The 21256-nt window shown below is 69.0% G+C and carries 18 protein-coding genes and 1 pseudogene; 14 read left to right on the top strand and 5 right to left on the bottom strand.

The annotated features are described in order from the left end of the window. Window positions 1-30: 30 nt before the first annotated feature. Entirely contained in the window at window positions 31-684 is a 654-nt protein-coding gene (locus ACPXY0_RS16765; RefSeq protein WP_423926523.1) for a response regulator, read from the bottom strand. Beyond that, window positions 678-1703 carry a PAS domain-containing sensor histidine kinase gene (locus tag ACPXY0_RS16760; protein ID WP_423926521.1) on the bottom strand — a complete coding sequence of 342 codons (1026 nt, stop codon included), beginning with the start codon at window positions 1701-1703 and terminating at the stop codon, window positions 678-680. Before ACPXY0_RS16760 ends, ACPXY0_RS16765 begins: the two co-directional genes overlap by 7 nt. A 210-nt stretch (window positions 1704-1913) precedes the next feature. Between ACPXY0_RS16760 and bla the strand changes: the two genes are divergently transcribed. Genes bla through ACPXY0_RS16735 form a run of 5 tightly spaced genes read left to right on the top strand, consistent with a single transcriptional unit; the run spans window position 1914 to window position 9996 of the window. Next, the gene (gene bla / locus ACPXY0_RS16755; protein ID WP_423926519.1) at window positions 1914-3419 is read left to right on the top strand and encodes a class A beta-lactamase; all 1506 of its coding nucleotides are present in this window, start codon (window positions 1914-1916) and stop codon (window positions 3417-3419) included. 41 nt (window positions 3420-3460) lie between these two features. Next, on the top strand, window positions 3461-4768 hold the full coding sequence (locus ACPXY0_RS16750; RefSeq protein ID WP_423926517.1) for an NAD(P)/FAD-dependent oxidoreductase: 1308 nt from the start codon (window positions 3461-3463) through the stop codon (window positions 4766-4768). Between the two features lie 41 nt (window positions 4769-4809). Further along, window positions 4810-6072 (top strand): FAD-dependent oxidoreductase, encoded by a 1263-nt coding sequence (locus tag ACPXY0_RS16745; protein ID WP_423926515.1) that lies wholly within the window; start codon window positions 4810-4812, stop codon window positions 6070-6072. A gap of 4 nt (window positions 6073-6076) precedes the next feature. After that, window positions 6077-6319 carry a sarcosine oxidase subunit delta gene (locus tag ACPXY0_RS16740; protein ID WP_423926513.1) on the top strand — a complete coding sequence of 81 codons (243 nt, stop codon included), beginning with the start codon at window positions 6077-6079 and terminating at the stop codon, window positions 6317-6319. After that, entirely contained in the window at window positions 6316-9996 is a 3681-nt protein-coding gene (locus tag ACPXY0_RS16735) for a 2Fe-2S iron-sulfur cluster-binding protein (protein ID WP_423926511.1), read from the top strand. Before ACPXY0_RS16740 ends, ACPXY0_RS16735 begins: the two co-directional genes overlap by 4 nt. Before the next feature lie 660 nt (window positions 9997-10656). On the opposite strand, the gene ACPXY0_RS16730 is transcribed toward ACPXY0_RS16735, so the two are convergent. Then, window positions 10657-11787: a trans-sulfuration enzyme family protein gene (locus ACPXY0_RS16730; RefSeq protein ID WP_423926509.1), complete on the bottom strand. Its 1131-nt coding sequence runs from the start codon at window positions 11785-11787 to the stop codon at window positions 10657-10659. A gap of 239 nt (window positions 11788-12026) precedes the next feature. Here ACPXY0_RS16730 and ACPXY0_RS16725 point away from each other — a divergent pair, with 239 nt between their 5' ends. Next, window positions 12027-12407 carry a hypothetical protein gene (locus tag ACPXY0_RS16725; protein ID WP_423926507.1) on the top strand — a complete coding sequence of 127 codons (381 nt, stop codon included), beginning with the start codon at window positions 12027-12029 and terminating at the stop codon, window positions 12405-12407. A gap of 158 nt (window positions 12408-12565) precedes the next feature. After that, window positions 12566-13702, top strand: coding sequence for a 6-bladed beta-propeller (locus ACPXY0_RS16720; protein ID WP_423926505.1), 1137 nt, complete (start codon window positions 12566-12568; stop codon window positions 13700-13702). A 15-nt stretch (window positions 13703-13717) separates the two neighbouring features. On the opposite strand, the gene ACPXY0_RS16715 is transcribed toward ACPXY0_RS16720, so the two are convergent. Continuing rightward, window positions 13718-14194 carry a hypothetical protein gene (locus tag ACPXY0_RS16715; RefSeq protein WP_423926503.1) on the bottom strand — a complete coding sequence of 159 codons (477 nt, stop codon included), beginning with the start codon at window positions 14192-14194 and terminating at the stop codon, window positions 13718-13720. Then, window positions 14191-16101, bottom strand: a complete 1911-nt coding sequence (locus ACPXY0_RS16710; RefSeq protein ID WP_423926501.1) for a CocE/NonD family hydrolase — start codon at window positions 16099-16101, stop codon at window positions 14191-14193. Before ACPXY0_RS16710 ends, ACPXY0_RS16715 begins: the two co-directional genes overlap by 4 nt. A 142-nt stretch (window positions 16102-16243) precedes the next feature. Between ACPXY0_RS16710 and ACPXY0_RS16705 the strand changes: the two genes are divergently transcribed. The 7 genes and pseudogenes from ACPXY0_RS16705 (at window position 16244) to ACPXY0_RS16675 (ending at window position 21217) form a co-directional block, all read left to right on the top strand. Then, complete coding sequence (locus ACPXY0_RS16705) at window positions 16244-16552, top strand: helix-hairpin-helix domain-containing protein (RefSeq protein WP_423926499.1); 309 nt, start codon at window positions 16244-16246, stop codon at window positions 16550-16552. A gap of 15 nt (window positions 16553-16567) precedes the next feature. Then, on the top strand, window positions 16568-16909 hold the full coding sequence (locus tag ACPXY0_RS16700; protein ID WP_423926497.1) for an MGMT family protein: 342 nt from the start codon (window positions 16568-16570) through the stop codon (window positions 16907-16909). Window positions 16910-16965: 56 nt separating this feature from the next. Beyond that, the gene (locus ACPXY0_RS16695) at window positions 16966-18555 is read left to right on the top strand and encodes a carboxylesterase/lipase family protein (protein ID WP_423926495.1); all 1590 of its coding nucleotides are present in this window, start codon (window positions 16966-16968) and stop codon (window positions 18553-18555) included. Further along, the gene (locus ACPXY0_RS16690; RefSeq protein WP_423926493.1) at window positions 18552-18806 is read left to right on the top strand and encodes a hypothetical protein; all 255 of its coding nucleotides are present in this window, start codon (window positions 18552-18554) and stop codon (window positions 18804-18806) included. The genes ACPXY0_RS16695 and ACPXY0_RS16690 overlap by 4 nt, the downstream gene beginning before the upstream one ends. Before the next feature lie 12 nt (window positions 18807-18818). Continuing rightward, window positions 18819-19208, top strand: a pseudogene (locus ACPXY0_RS16685) (redoxin domain-containing protein); the annotation flags it as partial. Between the two features lie 21 nt (window positions 19209-19229). Then, window positions 19230-19553, top strand: a complete 324-nt coding sequence (locus tag ACPXY0_RS16680; protein ID WP_423930725.1) for a CocE/NonD family hydrolase — start codon at window positions 19230-19232, stop codon at window positions 19551-19553. Continuing rightward, complete coding sequence (locus tag ACPXY0_RS16675; RefSeq protein WP_423926491.1) at window positions 19550-21217, top strand: sodium:solute symporter family transporter; 1668 nt, start codon at window positions 19550-19552, stop codon at window positions 21215-21217. The genes ACPXY0_RS16680 and ACPXY0_RS16675 overlap by 4 nt, the downstream gene beginning before the upstream one ends. Window positions 21218-21256: the final 39 nt, after the last annotated feature.

The following is a 21256-nucleotide window of genomic DNA, read 5'->3' as shown; positions in this document are numbered from 1 at the left end:
GACCGATCTGCCGACCTGTTCAGACCTTCCCTAGTGGTCGCCTTCGGTTCGCAGGAGCCCGGCCTCCAAGGCGAAGCGCACGATCTCGCGCCGGGTGTGGAGGCCCAGCTTCGCCTTGGCGCGGGCGAGATAGCTCTCTACGGTCTTGGGGCTGAGACCCATCTCCTTGCCCGTTTCGCTGGCTGACAAGCCGCTCGCGTACAACTCGACCGCGGCAAGCTCGCGCGCCGAGAGCACGTTGGGCCCCGCTTCGCGGCCCTGGGCGCGTTGGGCCTTCCGTCGCGCGAGCAGCGCGGCCGCGTGCTGGGGCAGGTAGGAGTGCCCGTGTGAGATGGCTTCAATGGCGCCGATGAGATCGGTGTGGGCGGCGGACTTGTTCAGAAAGCCCGCCGCGCCGGCGTTCAGGGCCGGCACAAGGTACTCATCCTCGTCGTGAATCGTGACGACCAGGATCTTCGCTCCGAGCCCAAGCTCGGCGATGCGCCGCGTCGCCTGGACTCCGTCCATGCCGGGCATCGCCAGATCCATGATGACGATGTCCGGTTCCAGCGTCCGGGCCTTCTCTACCGCTTCCTCTCCGGACGATGCCTCGCCCACGACTTCCACATGCTCGGTTGTCTCGAGCAACGCCTTCAAGCCGGCGCGCACCACCGGGTGGTCGTCGACCAGAAGCACCCTCACCATCGGTCGAGACCTCTCTCGTCGACCGGACCCACGGCCGGCACGGTGACCCGAATCGTGGTCCCCTTGCCCGGCGCCGTATCCACGGTGATACCGCCCCCGACCAGCGCGGCCCGTTCGTGCATGCTGGTGAGGCCGGTGTGACCATCGAACTCGAACCCGCAACCCTCGTCCCGGATCTCCGCGATGACCGCACCGCCCACCGACCGGACCGTCACCGTCGCTTCCGTCACGCGTGCGTGCCTCTCGGCGTTGGTCACGGCCTCCTGAACGATCCGATACAGGGCCAGGGCGGCGGCCGCGTCCAATTCCTCGTCGACTCGGTCGAGGCTCGCGTGGACCGTGAATCCATGCACCTCGCCGATGTCGCGAAACGCGGACGCGAGGGCGGACGAAAGCCGCCGGTGTTCGAGTTCCGGCGGCAGCAGCCCCCGGACCATCCGCTTCACGCCCCGCATCGCGTCGTCGATCTCGCCGGCGATCTGCGCCCGCGCCTGCTCCCTGTCCTTCTCCACCGGTTCGGACGCCAGAAGCTTCACCCTGATCTTGAGGGCCACCAGGTACTGGAGGAACTCGTCGTGCAACTCGCGCGACAATCGCTTCCGCTCATTCTCGACGGCGGTCACCATCGCCCGGGACAGTTGCCGCATCCGCTTCCAGCCCGTGATGTCCCGTACGGTGCAGATCACATGCTCCTGACCCGACGCCAGTCTCCCGGGGCTCAGGCTGATCTCGACCGGGATCGTGGCGCCGTCCCGGCGCAACGCCAGCAACTCGAGTCCCTGTCCCATGGGACGCGCCCGCGGCGCCTCGCCGTAGTGCCGTCGGTGCCGCTCATGCCGACCGCGGCTGGCTTCGGGAACCAGCCGTTCCACGGGGGAGCCATCCAACTCCTCGCGGCTCCAGCCGAACATCGCGACCGCCTGTGGGTTGAGGTCCTGAATTGTGCCCTTGGAATCCACGATGAGCATCGCGTCCGGAGATGCCTCGAAAACGACTCCGTAGTCCCGCTCGGTCAGCACGATAGTCCGGTTCCAGGGCGGCGCGTCAGCAGGTGTCCGATGAGATCAGTAGGCGCTGGGTTCCGGAGGGGCAAGGTCGGCTGCGCGGAGCATGTCATGAAATGGCGTGGACGGTCGACCCCACCGTGGCGGTCTCGTCCGGGCGTTGCGCAATGGCTACCGTACCGGCTGGAGCGGGATCCAGCTCAAACGAACCAGGGAGTATGATCGATGCGCCTCCGGACACGTCAGTACTTCACCGGGCGGGCCGCCACGAAGCGGGCGGCGGCGACCCTGGCCAAGGCGACCGTGACCACGGCGACCCTTGCGGTCGGGCTCTCGGCCCCCGTCCCTCTCGCAGCGCAGTCCGTCGCACCCGAGGGGGATCCGGGCCTTGGCCGTCTTCTGGCCGAGATCGAGCGGCTGGCCCCGAACAGCGGGGGCACCGTGGGCGTGGGCGCCGTCCACATCGAGACCGGCCGCGCCGTGTGGTTCAACGAGGACGACCGCTTCCCCATGGCGTCCACCTACAAGGTCCCGATCGCAGTGCAGCTCCTGAGCCGGGTCGACCGGGGCGAGATCACGCTCGCGGACATGGTCGAACTCGAGCCCACGGACATCCACCCGGGCAGCGGCACGATCTCGAACCTGTTCGACGACCCCGGCGTGGCGCTTTCCCTCCGGAACCTGCTCGAACTGATGCTTCTCATCTCCGACAACAGCGCCACCGACCTCACCCTGACCGCCGCCGGCGGCCCCGACGCGGTCAACGCGCGCATGGCGGAACTGCGGGTCGACGGTTTGAGCGTGAACCGTCCGACGTCGGTCCTCATCGGGGATTATTCGGGCGTCGAGACCCCGGCGGACGGGCGGATTTCGATGACGGAGTTCCGCGACCGCGCGGGCGGAGTCTCGGCCTCGGAGCGGGACGCGGCCCGGGAGGCGTTCTCCACCGACGCGCGGGACACTTCGACGCCCCTCGCCATGGCCCACCTGCTGGCCATGACCTGGGCCGGGAAGGCGCTGGGCTCGAAGAACACGGAGGTCTTCAAGGACATCATGCTGCGCGTTCAGACCGGCACCGGCCGCATCAAGGGCGTGCTCCCTCCCGGCACACAGGTCGGCCACAAGACGGGAACGATCGGCGGGACGACGAACGACGTCGGGTACATCTATCTCCCGGACAACGCCGGACACGTGATCACCGTCGTCTTCGTCAAGGACTCGGAACGGCCAGTCCCGGCGCGCGAGGCGACGATCGCCCAGATCTCCCGCGCCATCTACGACTACTTCCTGTTCAACCCGGGCGCTCCAGCCGACGTGGCCGCCCAGCGCGACAACCCCCGCTACGGCGTGTGGAAGCTGCGCTCCGACGCGCCGTCCCCCTCGCTCAACGTCATGACGTACGAGCCCTGGGGAGACGGCGGGATGAAGATCACCGTCGAGTCCACGAACGCGCGCGGTGGGGAGTCGAAGTGGAGTTACGACACGATGTTCGATGGCGCGTTCCAGCCCGTGACCGGCCGGGAGGGCGTTGAGACCGCGGTGGAAGTGGTCGACCAGTACACGAACCGGATCACGAGCCGCCGCGACGGTCAGGTCACGCAGGTCATCATCAACGTGCTGTCCGAGGACGGGAACCGGATCGACAACGAGTACCGCAGCACCGACGCGGACGGGAACGAACGCGTCTCCCACGCGGTGTACGAGCGCATCGGAGAGGTCGACGGCCGCTGAACGGGGCGGGCGCCCGTCAGGCGAGGAGGAACAGGGACGAAATGTCGAAGGACTACGACGCGATCATCATCGGGGCCGGCGTCATCGGCTGCTGCACCGGGCTCGAGCTGGCCAGGCGCGGGTTCCGGACGCTCAACGTCGACAAGCTCCCCGCCGCAGGGTACGGATCGACATCGAACACCTGCGCCATCATCCGTCTCCACTATTCCACGCCGGACGGCGTGGCCATGGCGCGCGAGTCCTATTTCTACTGGCTCGACTGGGGGAAGTATGTCGGCGTGCCCGATCCCTCGGGGCTGGCGCGCTATGTGAGCACGGGCTGCCTCGTGACGAAGACGGAGAAGAACCACTACCTGAAGAAAGTGATGGAGAGTCTCGACGAGCTTCACGTCGCGTACGAGGACCTCGACGCCGAGGGCATGCGGGAGAAGCTCTCCTTCCTCGACACCCGGCAGTTCGGTCCCCCCGTGACGGAGGAGGACCCGGGCTTCGGACGGCCCTCGGGCGGCAACGTGGCCGGGGCCCTCTATATCCCCGAATCCGGCTACATCAACGACCCCCAGCTGTGCTGTCACAACGTGCAACTCGGCTGCGAGGCGCGTGGCGGCGAGTTCCGCTTCAACACCGAGGTGACGGAGATCCTGCGGGAGAACGGGAGGGTCGCGGGCGTCCGGGTGAAGGACGGGTCCGAGATCCGGGCGCCGGTCGTGGTCAACGTGGGCGGGCCGCATTCCTTCGTCATCAACCGCATGGCGGGGGTCGAGGAGGGGATGAACATCAGGACGCGCGCGCTCAAGCAGGAGGTGTGCCACGTCCCCGCGCCGGAGGGGGTCGACTACAACGTGTTGGGGATGCTGATCTCGGACAGCGACATCGGATGCTACTCCCGGCCGGAGGTGGGCAACCACATCCTCATCGGGTCCGAGGATCCGCCCTGCGACAATCTGGAATGGGTCGAGGACCCCGACGACTACGACAACACGTTCAGCTATCAGTGGCGGACGCAGGTGTTGCGGGAGGCGCAGCGGGTGAGGGGGCTGCCCGTGCCGGAGGCGAGGCAGGGGCTCGTGGATCTGTACGACGTGTCGGACGACTGGATCCCCATCTACGACAAGTCGGATCTGCCCGGCTTCTACATGGCGGTGGGGACGTCAGGGAACCAGTTCAAGAACGCGCCAGTGGCGGGACAACTCATGGCCGAGCTGATTCAGGAGGTCGAGGACGGACGCGACCACGACGCGGACCCGGTCCAGTTCCACATGAAGTACACGAGGCGGGACTGCGACCTCGGCTTCTTCAGCCGGCTCCGGACGATGAATCCGGACTCCTCCTACTCGGTCATCGGCTAGCACTCGGTCATCGGCCAGCCCTCGTCTCCCGTCCGCAATCCGTGAGTCCCACGCCGCTGGGGAGGCTGAAGTCCGCGCTCGGAGCGGGGGTTCTTCGCTCCGGCCGTCTGTGGGAGGAGAGGCCCCTCCGCCGCAACTATGATGTGGTGATCATCGGCGGCGGAATCCACGGCCTCGCCACCGCCTACTATCTGGCGAAGGAACACGGCGTCCGGGACATCGCCGTCCTCGAGAGCCGGTACATCGGGTTCGGAGGGTCGGGCCGGAACACCGCCATCGTGCGGGCGAACCAGCGCACGCAGGAGAACGTCCCTCTCTATGACGAGGGACTGAAGCTGTGGCGGATCCTCACGGACGAACTCGACTTCAATCTCATGTTCTACAACTGCGGCAACCTCAACCTCGCCCACAGCGAGGCGGCGGTGTCCGCGTTCCGGCTCGCCATCAATACGGCCAACTTCTGCGGGGTGCCCTCGGAGCTGTTCGATCCGCAGCAGTGCAGGGAGCTGATTCCCGCGCTGGATGTGTCGGACCGGACGGCGCACCCGATCCAGGCGGGGATGTACCACCCGCCGGGCGGCGTGGTGCGGCACGACGCGGTCGTCTGGGGTCTGGCGCGGGGCGCCAGCCGGCACGGAGCGGAGATTCACCAGGGGGTGGAGGTCCAGGGGATCGACGTGGAGGGCGGGCGGGTGACGGGGGTGCGCACGAACGCGGGGCCGATCGGCTGCCGGAAGCTGGGCATCATGGCGGGCGGATACGGGCCCGCGATCGCGGCGATGCTCGACATCGAGCTTCCGGTGAACCCGCTCACGATTCAGGCCATGGTGACGCAGCCGCTCAAGCCATTCCTGCACCACGTCGTGAGTTCGAGCGCGTACCACGTCTACGCGAGCCAGACGCTGAAGGGGGAGATCGCGACGGGCGCGCACATGGACCCGCAGGTCAACTACACGACGGACGTCACCGCTCGCTACTTCAAGCATCAGGCCGAGGCGCTGGTCGACTTCATGCCGTGTCTGAAGGGGGTGCGCTTCCTGCGCATCTGGGCCGGACTCTCCGACATGACCCCGGACATGGCGCCGATCCTCGACGGCAACTTCGCATACGAGGGCCTCTACCTGGATGTGGGGTGGGGATACTTCGGCTTCAAGTCGGGCCCGGTGGCGGGCAAGTACATGGCCGAGTTCATGGCACGGGAGGAGGCGCCGGAGATCCTGCGGCCGTTCGCCCTGCGCCGCTTCCTCGAGAACCGGTACATGGGGGAGACGGCCACCGCCATGAAGTACGGACAGTGGGACTGACACGGTGACGTTCCGGTTGACGTGCCCGGTGTGCGGGAAGCGCGACGTGTACGAGTTCACCTACGGGGGACCGGAGCGGGGTCCGCGGCCGGCGGATGATGTGCCGGCCGAGGCGCACTTCCGTTGGGCGCAGTTTCGCATGAATCGGCCGGGTCCGCGCGAGGAGTGGTGGTACCACGGGGCGGGGTGCGGCGTCTGGTTTTCGACTCGGCGCAACCCGGCCACGAACCGCGAGGAGCCGCGGTGAACCGACTCCCTCCCTTCCCCACGCAGCGGATCGATCGGGCGCGGCCGCTGCACTTTCGCTGGTGCGGCCGGCGGCTGGAGGGGTTCGAGGGGGATACGGTGGCCTCGGCGCTGTGGGCCGCGGGGGTGCGCACCTTCGGGAGGAGCTTCGAGTACCACCGGCCGCGCGGACTGTACGACCTGGAGGGGGAGGGGTCGAGCCAGCTCGTGTCGATCGACGGGGTCCCGAACCGGTCCGCGGGCACGACGCCGCTCCGCGAGGGGATGGTGGTCGGGGCCCAGAACGTGCGCGGGGATCCGCGGTTCGACGTGTTCGGGTTTCTGGACCGGCTGGATCGGCTCATGCCGGCGGGGTTCTACTACCGGCTGTTTCACCGGCCCGCCTGGGCCGCCCGGTTCTTCCAGGAACGCATGCGCGGGCTGGCGGGTTTGGGGGTGCTGCGTCTCGACCTGCCGGACGGCGGGGACCGGGGGCAGCGGGCCGAGCGCTACCTGAACGCGGACGTGGCCGTGGTCGGCGGGGGGCCGGCCGGGATGTCCGCGGCGCTCGAGGCGGGTCGGCTCGGCCTGCGGGTGTGCCTGTTCGAGCGCCGGCCGTGGCTGGGCGGGCACCTCGACTGGCGCGTGCGCGAGGGCCGCCCGCTCGCCGGTGAGACGACGGGCCTGATCGAGCGGCTCGGGCGCATGGAGTCGGTGCGCGTTTTGTCGCACGCTCCCGTGACGGGGATCTGGGGCGAGAACCTGCTCACGGGCTTCCAGAGCGGGGGACCGGAGGCGCCGTTCGACGAGACGCACTGGGAGTGCCGCGCGCGAGCGGTGGTGGTCGCGACGGGTTCGATCGAGCGGCCGCTCGCCTTCGAGCACAACGACCGCCCGGGGGTGCTGCAGGTCGACACGGCGATCCGGCTGGCGCGGAGCTACGGGGTGCGGCCCGGCGAGGCCGCCGCGTTCAGCGTCGGGGACGACCTGGGGCTCGAGGCCGCGCTCGACCTCGCGGCGCTGGGCGTGGAGGTGCGCGTGGTCGCGGACGCCCGGCGCGACGGCCACGAGGAGGCCCTGGTGGACGCCCTGGCGGCGGCGGGGATCGACTTCCGGCCGGGGTGGGCGGCGAGTCGCGCGCGCGGACGGGGCCGTGTGCGGGGCGTCGAGCTGGCCGCCCTGGGAGCGGGCAGCCGTGCTCCGGACGCGTCGACGGGCGGCTCGATGCGCGATTCCATGCGCGTCGCGTGCGATCTCCTCGTGGCGAGCGCGGGACGGCAGCCGGACATCGGCGTCCTCTCGAGCGCCGGCGCGCGCTTCCGGCACGGCGACCGCACGCAGACCTTCGAACTCGAGCGCCTCCCGCCCGACGTGTTCGCCGCGGGCGGGCTCCTGCGGCTCACCGATCTCGATGCCGTCATGGGCTCGGGCCGCATCGCGGGACTGGAGGCGGCCGCGGGCTGCGGCGTGGACGTCGCGGAGCCGCTGGCCCGCGCGCGCGCCGCTCTGGCCGACCGGCCCGGCCCCACCCGGGGCGCGTCGATCGTCCGCGGACCGGCCTCCGGCCCGGGCCGCAAGACGTTCCTCGACTTCGATGAGGACGGCACCTGGAAGAACGCCGTCCAGAGTGCCGCCCTCGGCTTCAACGTGCCCGAACTCGCCAAGCGCTACGGCAATTTCGGCCTCGGACCGGGGCAGTACCGGGCGCCCGGCCAGAACGTGGCCATGGCGATGGCGGAGATCGCCGGGCGGCCCGTCGGCGACTTCGCGGCGACGACGGTGCGGCCGCCGGTCATCCCGCCGTCACTTTCGACGCTCGCCGGACCGAACCATGACGTCTGGAAGCGGACGGCGCTGCACGACGACCTGGCCTCCCTCGGGGCCATCTTCCGGCGGGCGGGGCCCTGGAAACGCGCCCGCTACTTCAGCCCGGACCCCCGGTGCCTCGAGGAGATCCGCAACGTGCGGGAGAACGTCGGGCTCCTGGACAGTTCTCCGCTCGGGAAGTTCAGACTCTGGGGACCCGACGCCATCCGGGCGCTCCAGCGCGTCTACATCTCCGACATGACCCGGGCCCGGCCCGGCCGCTGCACCTATTCGGCGATGTGCAACGACACCGGCAACATCGTCGACGACGGCGTCGTCGTGCGCACGGGCGAGGACGAGTTCTACGTCACGACGAGTTCCAACCGGGCGGGATCCACCGTCGAGTGGTTCCGCTTCCACACGCGATACGACGGGTGGGACTTCAACCTCGTGAACCTCACGGACGCCCTCGCCTCCATCAACGTGGCGGGACCCAACGCGCGGCGGGTGCTCGAGAAGATCACGAGCGCGGATCTCTCGAACGAGGCCTTCCCCTATCTCGGCTACCGGGAGATCGAGGTGGGAGACGGCGTGGCGGCCCGGTGCCTGCGCCTGGGGTTCGTGGGCGAACTGTCCTACGAACTCCACATGGGCGCGAGCGTCGCGCAGTATGTGTGGGACCTGCTGTGGGAGGCCGGGACGGAGTTCGGTATCCGGCCGTTCGGGCTGGAAGCGCAGAACTGCCTGCGGGCCGAGAAGGGACACGTGATCATCGGGACGGAGTCCGAGCAGCGCGTGACGCTCCTCGACATCGGCATGGGATGGCTCTGGGACCGCGAGGACACGGTGTCCCGGAAGGTGGGCGCCGTAGCGCTCCGCGCCTGCGAGGAGCAGCGCGGGAGGCTCAAGCTCGTCGGGCTCCGGATGGACGGCGCAGCCGCTGCCGACGGGCACCGACCCGAGGACGGCGCGATCGTGGTGGACGGCGACCGGATCGCGGGGTTCGTGTGCACGACGCGCTTCAGCGAGACGCTCGGCTGGCAGTACGGGCTGGCGCTCGTCGAAGACCGGCTGGCGAAGCGCGGCGGGACGCTCGACCTCTACGAGTCGCTCGGCTCGCGGGCCGTGCGATCGAAGGCGACCGTGGTGCCGTCACACTTCTACGATCCGAAGGGCGAACGGCTCCGTGCCGCAGGTGGCGGGCTGGCCGCCGCGTCGGGACCCGGCGGCCCACCGTCCGCCGCTGCGCCCCCGGCCCGTCGGCGGTCGCCGGTTCGCTTCAACGCCGTGCCCTCACGCGTCGAACGCCGGGCCGGCTGGGACGTCGTGCTCGACTACGAATCGGACCGCGCGAGCGAGGACGCCCCGGGCCGGGCCAGCCTGATCGACCTCAGCCACCGGGCGCGCTGGGACGTCCAGGGGCGAGACATCCAGACCGTGCGGCCGTTCGGCCTCGATGTGCCGCCCAAGCCGGGAGAGATCACGGTCGAAGCCGGGATCATGATCAACCGCATGAACCGGACGCAGGCCTCGCTGTGGCACGTCGGTCCCGGCGAGCCGCCGTCTCCTCCGACGGGGCCGCACTACACGGACACGACCGACTCCCACTGCTGGCTCGCCATCGTCGGCGACGCGGCGCCCGCCGTGCTCGAGTGCGTCACGGACCTCGACCTGTTCGATCCCTCACGCTCCCGTCCCTTCCTGACGCAGGGGCCCATCCTGCACGTCCCCTGCCAGGTCGTCACATGGCGCGAGCATCTGGTCCTGATCGCCTTCAGCCGGGGGTACGGACAGACTCTCGTCGAGGCACTACTCGCGTCCACCCACCGCGAGGGCCTGCGTCCGGCCGGTGAGCAAGTCTTCACCGATCGGGTTCGCGGACTCGACAGCTGAGGCGTTCCCGCGGGAACGTTTGGGACTTATAAAGGAAACTAGACCACGACCGTTCATGCGTTTGGCTGGATCAGTCGCCGGTGGAGCTTGACGGTGAGGCTTCGGCGAGATGGGGCGGTGGTCGGATATCAGACTCACCGCTGCTATCGAAGGTTGCTCTCAGGCTCGTCTCATCCTCAGCGAATGGATCATCCACCAACCTTACGGTTCCGTGCCACTCACCTGATTCGTCATTCGCCCGACAGCTGAAAGCGGCGACGCCGCCGCCCGGTCCATCACGAAGAGCCCGCAGCGTCTGGGATGCTGCTGAGTCACCAGGAAAGAATTCAAGCCATAGGAAATGGCGGCGGCGGCCTGCTTGCAACTGGCCGTCCGTATCTCGTAGCAGGTCACGTGACAGGTTCAGGTTGATTGACTTCACGTAGCCTGAGAACACGGGACCTGCGAACTCTGAGCCCGCCGCGCCGGCCGGGGTAAGCTGGGCCCATGGTCGTAATTTCAAGGACGAACCCGCTCGCTACTTCGCCGACGTAGCGGCGGGGCGTTGTAACTTCGGCGGGACATCGTTACCTCCTCCTACGATTCTTCGAGAAGGAAAGGAAACGATCCGATCAGGTGGCCGTCAAGTTTCCTTTATAGGTTCCGAACGTTTTCGGTGGCCTAGCGGACGGCGCGGGCGAGGGCCCGGGCCAGGTCCTCCTTGAGATCCTCGGGGTGCTCGAGGCCGACGGACATGCGGAGGAGGTTGTCCGGCGCGCGCGTCGTCGGTCCCTCGACCGAGGCCCGGTGTTCGATCAGGGAGTGCGTCCCGCCGAGGCTCGTGGCCCGGGCGATGATCTTCACGGCGGCCGCAACCGCGAACGCTTCGTCCCGTCCGCCCACGACGTCGAACGCGAGCATCCCCCCGAAGCCGGACATCTGCCGCGAGGCGAGCGCGTACCCGGGATCGTCCTCCAGGCCCGGATAATGGACCCGCTCCACCCCGGGGTGCGCATCGAGAAACCGGGCCACCTCCATCGCGCTGGCGCAGTGCATGGCCATGCGTGGCGCGAGCGACTCGAGTCCCCGCCGCGTGAGCCAGGCGTCGAAGGGCGACGGGATCAGCCCCCCGTCCTTCTGAATCTTGCGCAGGGCGTCGAGCGCCTCCCCCGGTTCGCGGACGATGACCGCACCGCCGGTCACGTCGCTGTGGCCGCCGAAATACTTCGTCGTCGAGTGCATGACGAGATCCGCTCCGAGTTCCAGCGGCCGCTGCAGGAGCGGTGTTGCCCAGGTGTTGTCGCAACACGAGAGCGCACCGCCGTCCCGTGCGATCCCGGCGATGGCCTCGATGTCGGAGACGCGGATCAGGGGGTTGGACGGCGTCTCCAACCACACGAGCCGCGTGTTCGGACGCATGGCGGCCCGGACCGCGCCGAGATCCGTCATGTCGACGAACGTCGCCTCGATCCCGCGCTCCGCGAACTGCTCCCGTAGGAGCACGCCCGTGCCGTAGTAGGCGTCGTCCGCCGCCACGACGTGATCTCCGGGAGCCAGGGAGAAGATGACGGCGAAGGTGGCCGCCATCCCGGACGGGAACGCGACGGCCTCGGACCCCCCCTCGAGCGCCGCGAGCGCCGCTTCCAGCGCCTTCCGGTTGGGATTCCCCGAACGCGAATAATCGAACCCTCCCGGATACGACCCGTCCTCCCCGCGCTCGAACGTGGTCGAGAGCGTGATGGGAGGGGCGATCGCGCGGCTGGCGTCGGCCAGCTCCATCCCCGCCTTCACGGCCAGCGTCTCCACTCGCATACCCATCCTCCCTCGGCAGCGGACTTCGCCTTCACTGAACGTCACGATGAAACGCGCTGGAACCATCCCCAGCAAACTGCGGACTCCATCACCTTGACGCAGCAAGAAAGGGCCCAACTGGGTCATCCCGCAGTCGTGGAGCCCCATCACCCCGAGACCGCTCGAAGGGCTGTGTAAAGTTCGGCGCCCTTACGGCATCGGCGAAGTACGGAGTCACCGTTCGAAGACTGGGAGGGACAATGTCTCGTTTCATGACATGGCCCGCCTCGTTGCTCCTGCCTGTCGCCCTGTTGGCGATGGCCGGTCCAGCCATGGCGGAAATCACCGATGGCGATTTCGGCGCCATCGCGCGCGCTCGGTTGATGGAGGCCCCTGCCCCGTCCGTCAGCGACCCGGCGAGCCCTTCGGACCAGTCTTCCCTGCCGATCGCAGCGGCCGTCGAGTGCGGCGAGATCGGCACCGAGAGAGGGATCCGGTCATCCCGCAGCAGGGACGCCTTCATAGAAATGCTCGGCTTCGCTGGCTTCTACTGCGGCCATCACAACTTCAGGGTGCATGAGTTCTATTGCATCATGCTGCTGGATGGACGCGAGCATTGGATGGTGCGATTCACATGCTAGCCCCGGCCCGCATCAGCTTCGTGAGATTCCCCCGCGGGCGCGCCCGCGGAAGGCCGCGCGGATCCCAGGGCAGCGCGGTTGCCGCGATGGCGGGCGGCCTTGCGGCGATTGTCGTTGCGTCACCGGGCTTGGCCGCAGTTGTGCCCCAGAATGTGGATATGCAGGCCGACGGCCGCGTAATGGTGACGAACCCGGGCGTGGAGCCGAGCGGGATGGACGCCGACTGGCGGCTCGTGGAGGGAATGAGGCTCGGTGGTGTCTTTGGTGACGGCCCCGACATCTTCGGAGACATCTCCGATATCGCCGTCGCCGGTGATGGGCGCATCTACGTGCTCGATACCGGCGCGCGGGAGCTGCGGGTATTCGCCGACGACGGCCGCTACCTGAGGGGGATGGCGCGGGACGGTGAGGGTCCTGGCGAACTGCACTACCTGCCCGGCGCCGAAAACGGCGGCATGCGTATCGTCTTGCACGCGCCCAACCGGCTGTGGATCGGAAGTCCCCTGCAGCACTTGGTGCTCGATTCCCTCGGGAACGAAGTCGGTAGAGCCCCACTACGCATCCCGTGGTATGTCGAGGGTGAGTTCATCACCCGTGAACGGGTCGTGGGTACCGACGAGCGGTTTATCTACCAGGAGGTGTCGATCGGCGCGAAGCGTGCAGAGGATGACCTGGACTACCCGCGCTACAACTACGCCGTGCGGCTACCGCGGCCGGTGGACGGCGAGACCGTTTACGGGCCTGCGGACTCACTTCGGATCGAGACCCAGCGCGTCAAAGTGAGCCCGCCCGAAGTCCGCTCCATCCCCGGTCGGGGACGGGCAGTGGTGAGCATGTCCGAGGCCAGCCCCGAGCAGTTCGCGTGGACGGTGGGGAACGGCAATGTGTGGCTCGCCCACAGGTCAGCGTACCGGTTCCACGAGGTGACCTTCGCCGGGGACACGATCCGGACGGTGGAGTTGGGCGATCCTCCTCCGTCCCCCCTGCTCTCGGAAGTCCTCGATGACGCGGAGTTCGACCCGCGGATCGCGGCGCTGCATGTATCTCCGGAAGGATGGCTGTGGGTAGCCCGCGAGGGCGACGAGGACGGGGGGTCGATCTGGGATCTCTTCGACAACTGCGGGCGCTACCGTGGCGCGGTCGCCGCGCCGGATCGGCTTTGGACGGTGAACCTCGCCGCAAATGGAGAGATCTACGGAGTGGTGTCGGACGCGTTCGACGTGGACTACGTGCTTCGGCTGCGGCTCGAGGGAGTGGAAGGCGCACGGGTCGCGATGGAGACCTGCATCTTCTGACGCGCGAGGCGGCCATCACCCACGAACAGTACGCCTGGCGCGGAGGGCGCCGCCGGCGAGGACGCCCACGGGACCCATGACGAGCATCACGACGGGATACCAGGTCGGCCCGTAGGGTTCACCCGACGACGAGAGGCCGGCGAGCGAGGCGAGGCTGAAGAAGACGAGAATCGCGGCCAGAACTCCGGCATGGACCCGGGGTGCCCGGGGCGCGGCCAGGGCGGTGAGGAAGCCCGCCAGAACGGTGATCACGAGGCGCGTGCCCAGACTCGCGCCGATGAAGGCGGTGTCCGGCGCCGTCCCGGGCCCGACGCCGAGGGTCGAGATCAGCAACCGGCCCGTGAGCACGGAGCCGAACGTCAGCACGGCGAACCCAAGGATCACGGCAGCCACGCCGCGGAGAAGCGAGGCGTCGCCCATGCGGGACCAGGTCTCGACCGCCTCATCGAGGTCGGGACGGAGGCCCGGAGGCGGGGATACGGAAGGGGTCATCGGGCCCTCTCCATGATCGGCAGGACGATGTGCGATGCGTAGTCGCCGGCGTGGTGAACGGTGTTTTCGGCGATGTCCCATTCCGTCTCGTCGTAGTTGTTGCCGCCCGTGTTCAGGTTCCGGTCGAAGCGGGGGAAGTTGGAGCTGGAGACCTCGATCCGCACGCGGTGGCCCGGCGCGAACCAGTGCGCCACCGAATGGAGATCGACCCGGACCCCGTATACCTCGCCCTCCTCCATCATCGCGGGCTCCTCGTACCCGTCGCGATACCGCGCCCGCTTGATGCCCTCCACGATGTTGATCGCCCGCCCGTCCGGGTGGACATCGAGGAACTTCACGGTGAAATCGGTGTCCGGGGCGCTCGAACTCACGTAGAGCCGTGCCTCGAGCGGACCCGCGATCTCGAGCCCGTCCTCGCCGACCCGATCGCCCGTGTAGACGAGCACGTCCTCGCGGTCCTCGATGTCCGACTGATCGTAGGCGCCGGGCTGGTCGGCGGGGTTCCCGGTGCAGCAGACCGACCCGCCGCGCGAGGGGACGGGGTCCCCGGGGTCGTAGACGTACACGTCCGAGGGTTCGTCGCCGGGCGCCTCCGCGCTCAGCGCCCCGTCCCCGAACCTCGAGTTCGCGGCCCCGCCGCTGCGGAGATAGAAGCGCGTCGCCTCGGCCCCGGGGGGCGGCCATGCGTCCGCCGCGGCCCACTCGTTCCGGCCCATCACGTAGTAGTGGATCTTCGGGATCTCCGTGATCCCGTTCTCCTCGCCCTTGAGCCAGTAGTCGAACCAGGCGAGATACAGCGACCAGTACGGCAGGCGGGCGTCGCCGAAGTCGATCTCGCCGACGATGGTCTGCTCCGTGGCCCTTTCGGACATACAGTGGGACGTCGGGGAGAGGATCGCGTACTGGTGCGTCCCGCCGCGGTCGCTCACCGCATTGTCCTGCATCATGCGCCACTGCTGCAGCGTCTCGTTGGCGCCGAGGTCGTACCACGAGTTGACGTGCAGCGCCGGCGTGTCGAAGCGGTCGTCGTCGCGCAGGTAGCCGAGCTGGTCCCACCACTCGTCGGCGAGCGGCGTGCTCAGGATCTCTTCCCAGTCCGTGTCGCGGTCGGGGGGACCATACCTCTGCATGAGGTCGATCGTGGGCAGCTCGCGGAGCGCCGCGAACGCCTCCACCGGAGGGGCGGGCTCACCGCCGGGCCGCTTCTGGCCGTTTCCCCGGAACCAGCCGAAGCTGGCGGAGAGACCGAACGTCCCGCCCTCGAAGATGCCGAAGTAGCCGTACCGGCCCCCGGCCGACCCGACCGCGCCCCCGGCGGTGAGCGGGATCGCGGCGGCGTGCGCCGGGTGCCGCTGCGTCATGAGCTGCGTCTGGTTCTCGCCCAGATAGGAGCACCCGAAGGTGCCCACCCGGCCGTTCGACCAGGGCTGCGTCGCGGCCCATTCGACGGCATCGTAGCCGTCGAGGCGGTCCGCTGCGGAGAGGAGGTAATCCCCTTCCGAGGCGTACTTCCCGCGCACATCCTGCACGACCACGGCGTAGCCCTGGCCGGCGAAGAACTCCGCCGGCCCGATCGCGCCGCCGCTGTACGTCTCCTTGTTGTAGGGCAGCCGGATGAGGACGACGGGAAGGGCAGCTTCGTTTTCCGAGGCCCCGACGGGCATGTAGAGATCGGTGGCCAGCCGGACGCCGTCGCGCATCGGCACCATCAGATCCTTCTCGACCTGAACCTCGAAGCGCGCCTCGGGGCGGGTGTAGGGGTCGGCCGGATCCGCCGCGAAGCGTTGGAGGGTTTTCGACGCCGTCGGCTCCGAATCGTCGGGCGGCGGGCTGCACGCACCGAAGAACGGCGCCGCCACGAGCGCCGTGGCGATCAGTCGCGCCCGGATGCGGTGCGGTTTGTCCATCGGGCCCCTCCTCGGGAGATTCCATCCGCCTGCCGACAACATACCGGACGGTTCCCCGAAGCGCCGGTGGGGTCGCCGAGCGATCGAAACCCGCGGAACGGACGTCGTCACGCGAACCGAACGGAGCCGAGGCGGAGGAGGGATGAGCCACTTGCGAGATGAGACTGACACCAAGGCTCTGCAGAGAATTCCCGGCGTCGGGCCCAGTATCGCGGCCGACCTCTCGGGCCTCGGGATCGAGCGCGTGAGCCACCTCGAGGGATGCGACCCGAACCAGCTCTACGAGAACCTGTGCTCGCAGCGGAGACAGCATATCGACCGGTGCGTTCTCTACGTCTTCCGCTGCGCCGTCTACTTCGCGGAGACCGCCGGGCCCGACCTCGAACTTCTCAAGTGGTGGAACTGGAAAGACCGCGTTCACGCGAACGAACATCCACCCGCGCACGGCTGACGGGCGGGGCGAGCGATGGCTTCGGACGTCCACCGGCGCATCTTCGACGTCGTCGCTCGGATCCCCGCGGGCCGGGTGGCGACCTACGGGCAGGTCGCGCGGCTGGCCGGGCTTGGGAGTCAGGCCCGTCTCGTCGGGTACGCGCTGCACATGGCGGATCGGCCTCTCCCATGGCACCGGGTCATCAACGCGCGGGGCGAGATCAGCTCCCGCGGGGACTCCTTCTCCGAGACGCTGCAGTACCGGCTCCTGGCCGCGGAGGGATTGGTATTCGACGAGCAGGGTCGCATTCCGCTGGAGCACTTCGGCTGGGACGGGGAGGAGGCCCCGGCCGGCCCGGCTGGCGAGGGCTCCTGAGCCGTCACACTTTGCGACCCGTGCTCGGTTTTCTCGCGCAGATCGGGAGCGCTCCCATGCCTCGTCATTTCCGCCCGTCCCTGTTCATCGCCCTCCTCTTCGCGGGCCTGGCCGCCGGGCTCCCCCGTGGACCGCTGCTGGCGCAGGGCACCCTCGTGCAAACGGTGGCGGGGAACGTCGAGGGCGTTGTCGAAAACGGCGTCCGGGTGTTCAGGGGAATTCCGTTCGCGCCGCCGCCGATGGGCGAGTTGCGCTGGAAGCCACCCCAGCCGGTCGAGGCATGGGGACGCGCTACCCTGCCCGCGAGCAGTTTCGGGCCACAGTGCATGCAGGCGCCCTTTTCGGCCGGATCGGTGTTCAGGGGTCCGCCGACCCCCACCGCCGAGGACTGCCTGTACCTGAACGTGTGGACAGGGGCCGCGGACGCGGAGGAGCGACGCCCGGTCATGGTCTGGATCCACGGGGGCGCGCTCACACGGGGCTCCGGCTCCGTGGGGGCCTACGACGGGGGGGCGCTGGCCGCGAAGGGAGCCGTCGTGGTTGCGATCAACTACCGGCTCGGGCCCCTCGGCTACCTGGCGCACCCGCTGCTCACGGCCGAGTCGGAGCACGGGTCTTCGGGCAACTACGGCGTGCTGGACCAGATCGCGGCGCTCGAGTGGGTGCGCGACAACATCGCGGCCTTCGGCGGCGACCCCGACCGCGTGACGATCTTCGGCGAGTCCGCCGGCTCCTGGAGCGTGAACACGCTCATGGCGACGCCGCTCGCCGCGGGCCTCTTCCACCGCGCGATCGGCCAGAGCGGAGGACGATTCGGTCCGATGACGCGTCTTTCCGACGCGGCGGACGAGGCCCGGTCGGCCGAGGAGATCGGGAGTGCGTTCATCGACGCCCTCGGAGCAACAACCCTCGAAGAGATGCGCGCCGTCTCCGCTCCCGAGGTGATGGGAGCCCTCGCCACTCCGCGTGGACGCGGCTTCAGGACCGCGGAGAACGTGGATGGCTGGCTGCTCCCGACCGACGTCACGACCGCGTTCGCCGAGGGGCGGCACAGCAACGTCCCGGTGCTGGTCGGGTTCAACGCGGATGAGATGACCTCTCTCAGTTCCCCGCGGTCCGTCCCGGCGACGCTCGACGCGTGGCGCGAATGGGTGGCGGGCCGCGTGGGAGACGAGGCGGAACTGTTCGAGTCCGTGTACCCCGTGGTCGAGGACGGCGATATCTCCAACGCCTTCATGCGCAGCCGCGGCGATGCCCTGTTCGGCATCCAGATGCGGACCTGGGCGCGGGCGTCGGAAGCCGCGGGCGCGGACGCGTGGCTCTACTACTTCACGCACGAGCCGCCGGGGCCGGCCAAGGCGTACCTCAAGTCGTACCACGCGGCGGAGATCGTGTACGCGTTCGGCAACGTCGGCCCGGGCACGCGCGAGGCGGCGGACCGCCGGCTGGCCCGGACGATGTCCTCCTACTGGGCGAACTTCGCGGCGACGGGCGATCCGAACGGCCCGGGGCTGCCGCCGTGGCCGGCCTACACGCGTGACGGAGAGGCGTACCTGATCCTCGGTCCCACCATCGAGGCGGCGACCGGACTCCGCGCGGCGCAGCTCGATTTCTGGGGCCGTCGGCTCCAGGCGGGCTTGCCATGAGCGGGCCGCTCTGCCGACGGCTCGCCGAGATGCGCGCGGAGAAGGAAGCCGCGCGCCCGGCCGCCGCCACGGCGATCATGAACGCCGGCACCGAGGCGCTGCGGGCTTCCGGCATCCTCGATCGCGTGCCCCGGGCAGGCGACCGCGCGCCCCTCTTCGCCCGGCCGAGCGTGGCCGGGCCCACGGTCCGCCTCCAGTCGCTCCTCAAACGTGGCCCCGTCGTGCTCAGCTTCTTCCGCGGCCGCTGGTGACCCTACTGCCGCGAGGAGCAGGCTGCTCTTCAATCCGTACTTCCGGAGATCGAGGCCCGGGGCGCGCGGCTCGTCACCCTCTCCCCCCAACTCGCCGAGTACGCCCGCGGCTGGATCGAGGAGGACGGGATCGAGTTCGACGTCGTGCTCGACCTCGGCCTCGGCGTGGCGCGTGACTACGGCCTCGCGTTCGCGGTCGAGGCCGAGCTGCGGGACCTCTATCGTGACGGGCTCGGGATCGATCTCTCCCGCTTCAACGGGGACGAGTCCTGGGAGCTTCCGCTGTCCGCCACCTTCGTGATCGACACCTCGGGCACCATCGTCTACTCCTGCGCCGACCCCGACTACACGGTGCGGGCCGAACCGGACGAGGTCCTCGCCGCCATCCCGACCCCAGAGTAGCGCGAGCGTTCGTTGCCCGAGGTGCTGGACGAGGTGCGGCTGTTGCACGGGCTTCGGGGGCGCATGCGGGACGGGGTCCGGCTGTCGGCGGATGTGTACCTGCCCGCGGCTGGCGGTCCCTTCCCCACCATCGTGACGCGTACACCGTACGAGACTACCCGCGACGTGTTCATCGAGAACGGGTTCTGGTGGGCGCGGCGCGGGTACGCGTTCGTGGTCCAGGACTGTCGCGGCCGCTTCGAGTCCGAGGGTGTGTTCCACACGGCCGCGTACCCTTCACACCTGCGGCTGCCGGTGGCGGCCTCCCGCGCGCCTGAGAGTCCCTTGAGCGCCCGCCACCGGTGAGCGCTCTCGACTGGCTGATCGTCCTCGGACTCAACGGGGCGATCATCGCCTACGGACTTCGCCGTGCGCGCGGCACGTCCACCAGCGGCGAGTGGTTTCTGAGTTCGCGCTCGCTTCCCTGGTGGGCTGTCGGCCTGTCGCTCTTCGCCACCAACATGGACAATTCGGAGTTCGTGTCCGCCACGGGGACGATCTCGAGCGAGGGGCTGCACTTCCTCTCCGCGCACACGTTCGGGGCCCTCGTCGGCGTGACGCTCGCGACCTTCCTGATCGTCCCCGCCATATACCGCGCCGGACTGTACACGAACGCCGAATACCTCGAGCATCGCTTCGGCCCCGGCACGCGCGTCCTCGGCGCGCTGATCCAGATCCAGTATCGGACGTCCGTCCTCGGCCTCATGATCTGGTCCGTCTACCTCACGCTGGTCGGGGTCGGCGGGCTCAGGCCGGGGCTCGCCTGGACGTTGATCGTGTCGCTCGTGGTCCTGTCGGGCGCCTACACGGCCATGGGCGGGTTGCGGGCGGTGGTCGCGACCGACGTGCTGCAGAGCGTACTCGTCATCGCGGGAGGTCTCGCCGTGTGCGTCGCCGTCTGGCAGGCCGTCGGCGGATGGGACGTGATGATGGCCGAGTTGGAGAGCCCGGGGATGACCGTCGAGGGGCTCGCGCCGGGCCTCGCGGCACCCGATCTGGCCCATGTGAGTTCGTTCCGGGGACGGGACGGAAACACCTCGCCGGTCGTCATCTTCATCGCGTGGATCCTCATCTCCTCCGGCTGGTGGACCGTGAGCCACACCTCGACGCAGCGGATGATGGGCGCGCGGTCGCTTTGGGACATGAAGATGGCCGGAGTGCTGGGCGTCGGTGTGAGCCTCGTCGTCCTGGTCTTCACGGACATGCTCGGACTCTTCGGACGGGCGCGTTTCCCGGACTTCGCGCAGCCCGACGCCATGTACCCCCATCTGATCGCCACCTATCTGGGGGTCGGGGCCAAGGGGCTCGTCGTGGCGGGTGTGGTGAGCGCCGCCGTGAGCACCTTCGACTCCATGGGATCGTCGATGTCAGCCGTCTTCACGCGCGACATCTACGCGCGCTTCGTCTCGCGTGACCGCGACGACGCCCACTACCTGCGCGTGGGACGCATCGCCACGGTCGCGATCCTGGTCTTGGGGTTCGCCTACCTGCCGTTGATCCTGCGCGCGCCGACGATGCTCACCGCCTTCCGCTCGGTCACCTCGGTCTTCGTCACGCCGCTGCTCATCGTCTACCTGGTCGGTGCCGTGACCCGCACCAACCGGCGGGTCGGCATCTTCGGCCTCGCCACTGGCGGGCTGTACGGGGTCGTCGGGTTCCTCGACCGGGAGGTGGTCGATGTGTCGTGGCTGCCCGCGTGGCTCACCGGGCAGTGGGAGGCGTTCGTGTGGGCGATCGTCTTCACCGCCGCCGGCTGCGCGGTCGCGGCGCTGAACCCCCGCTGGCGGCGCGCGTCGCCCGTGACGGAGGGCGTGGCCCCAAGCGGGTGGCTTGCGAAGAGTTCGGGCCAACTCGGTCCGATACGGCTCCATCCCTTCGAGGGGCGCGTTCCGCTGCTGGCCAGTCCGGCGCTCTACACGGGAGTTCTTGCGGCGATTTCGGCGTGGCTCGTCTTCGGGCTGTTCTGGTGACACTGGCGCGCGGCCGGGTCGATCCGCAGCGTTGGGCGA

It is taken from the genome of Candidatus Palauibacter sp. (assembly GCF_965237495.1).
In the GTDB taxonomy this organism is placed as follows: Bacteria; Gemmatimonadota; Gemmatimonadetes; order Palauibacterales; family Palauibacteraceae; genus Palauibacter.
Note: the sequence above shows the minus strand (reverse complement) of the source record. Positions and strands in the feature narration are given on the sequence as shown.